We start from the raw sequence: 437 nt of genomic DNA on the forward strand, positions 1-437 counted from the left end.
CCCTGATATTCGAATTTCTTTTCTCCGTCAAAAAGCGTGATTGACAGGCCGTTGCCAACGTAAGGTTTGATAGCGTTAACAACTTCCGGGTCAAGCTTGACGGTGAAGTTTGACGTTGGTGTTTCGAATTCCATCGATATGCGAATGAGCCGCCCGACGAAATCCGTAAATTCTGATACTTTGGTGATTTTCATAGCATTACACCTTTCTGGAGTGTACAATTGTCATCTGCGGTCATTTCCGCCCATGCTTCAACAAAATCGCCGGTAACGACACCCAATGAATTGAGCGCGCCCTTACGCAGTTCGTAAGTTAAACCCCGATGTTCTTCGTCTTCTTTGACGATGACACCAACGGTTTTTCGTTCGTTCCATGCGATTGAGTATTCTTGGCGTGGCGGGTTGTTCAACCCTAACCTCTTGTAAGCTTCGCAAACT

The 437-nt window shown here is 46.2% G+C and carries 2 protein-coding genes; both read right to left on the reverse strand.

Translation table 11 applies throughout. The features are described from left to right. On the reverse strand, positions 1-194 hold a 194-nt coding region (locus RMT89_RS41215; protein WP_315888879.1), incomplete at its 3' end, for a hypothetical protein. Continuing rightward, positions 191-437: hypothetical protein (locus RMT89_RS41220; protein WP_315888880.1), on the reverse strand; the 247-nt coding region annotated here is incomplete at its 5' end. The genes RMT89_RS41215 and RMT89_RS41220, both read right to left, overlap by 4 nt.

The organism is Streptomyces sp. P17, assembly GCF_032436805.1.
Classification (GTDB): domain Bacteria; phylum Actinomycetota; class Actinomycetes; order Streptomycetales; family Streptomycetaceae; genus Streptomyces.